The organism is Pseudomonas sp. Sample_9, from assembly GCF_004307535.1.
In the GTDB taxonomy this organism is placed as follows: domain Bacteria; phylum Pseudomonadota; class Gammaproteobacteria; order Pseudomonadales; family Pseudomonadaceae; genus Aquipseudomonas; species Aquipseudomonas mercuritolerans.
Window position 1 is genome coordinate 1 of record NZ_RAZO01000472.1, and the last position, 1,283, is coordinate 1,283.

The following is a 1,283-nucleotide window of genomic DNA, read 5'->3' on the forward strand; positions in this document are numbered from 1 at the left end:
CGTCGAACTACACCATCACCGACATGCAGATCCAGAAGTTCAACCGTGCCGGCGAGCGCACCTGGCAAGCACGTTACTCCTATGACTTCGCCAAGGTTGGCGTGCCTGGCCTGACCGCAGGCATGGTTTACCTGCGTGGCGACAACGTCGATACCTACGCGAGCCGTGTGCAAACCTCCAATGGCGCTTCCGAGTGGGAACGCGATCTGACCGTGGCGTACGTTGTTCCGGAAGGCCCGTTGAAGAACGTGGGCGTGATGTGGAAAAACGCTACCTGGCGCACCGACATCGCTGGTCAACGCGACCAGGACGAAAACCGCCTGATCCTCAGCTACTCGATCCCGCTGTTGTAATAGCGCTCGAGCAACTGAAGCAAAAAAAAGCCCCGTCCGGCATCGCGCCGGGCGGGGCTTTTGCGTTTCGAGTCAGGCTCACCCCCGTAAGCCTTTCTCGATTTCCCTCTTTGCTGCAACTCAAGGCCTTCTCGAACCTTGTGTTGGATGTTCGTCGCGATGCCGTCTGGTGTCCAATGAACAGATGTTTAATATTCACTAATGATCTAGATATCTAGTTATTTATTCTTTTTAACACTGATTGATCCCGAGCTACAGTTGTTGTCTCCCATCCCTCATCAGGAGCAGCACCATGAGCCTCAGACTCGGCGACATCGCCCCCGATTTCGAACAGGACTCCAGCGCCGGCAAGATTCGTTTCCACGAATGGCTGGGCGATAGCTGGGGCGTGCTGTTTTCCCATCCGGCGGACTTCACTCCGGTGTGCACCACCGAGCTGGGCTTCACCGCCAAGCTCAAGGATGAATTCAGCCAGCGTGGCGTCAAGGCCATCGCGCTGTCGGTCGACCCGGTGGACTCGCACCACAAGTGGATCGAGGACATCAACGAAACCCAGAACACTATCGTCAATTTCCCGATCCTGGCCGATGCCGATCGCAAGGTCTCCGATCTCTACGACCTGATCCACCCGAATGCCAATGACACCCTGACCGTACGTTCACTGTTCGTCATCGATCCGAACAAGAAGATCCGCCTGACCATTACCTACCCGGCGAGCACCGGGCGCAATTTCCACGAGATCCTGCGGGTGATCGACTCGCTGCAGCTCACCGACAATTACAAGGTGGCCACCCCGGCCAACTGGCAGGACGGTGAAGAGGTGGTGATCGTGCCGTCGCTCAAGGATGAGGACGAGATCAAGCAGCGCTTCCCGAAAGGCTATCGCGCGGTGAAGCCGTACCTGCGCCTGACGCCGCAGCCGAACAAATA

Annotated in this window: 2 protein-coding genes; both read left to right on the forward strand. The window is 57.2% G+C overall.

Annotated elements, in window-relative coordinates:
* The coding region (locus D6877_RS27020) for an OprD family outer membrane porin (RefSeq protein WP_130912670.1) at window positions 1–353 on the forward strand (353 nt) is incomplete at its 5' end.
* A 292-nt stretch (window positions 354–645) separates the two neighbouring features.
* A partial coding sequence (locus tag D6877_RS27025) for a peroxiredoxin (RefSeq protein ID WP_024014725.1) occupies window positions 646–1,283 on the forward strand: 638 nt, incomplete at its 3' end.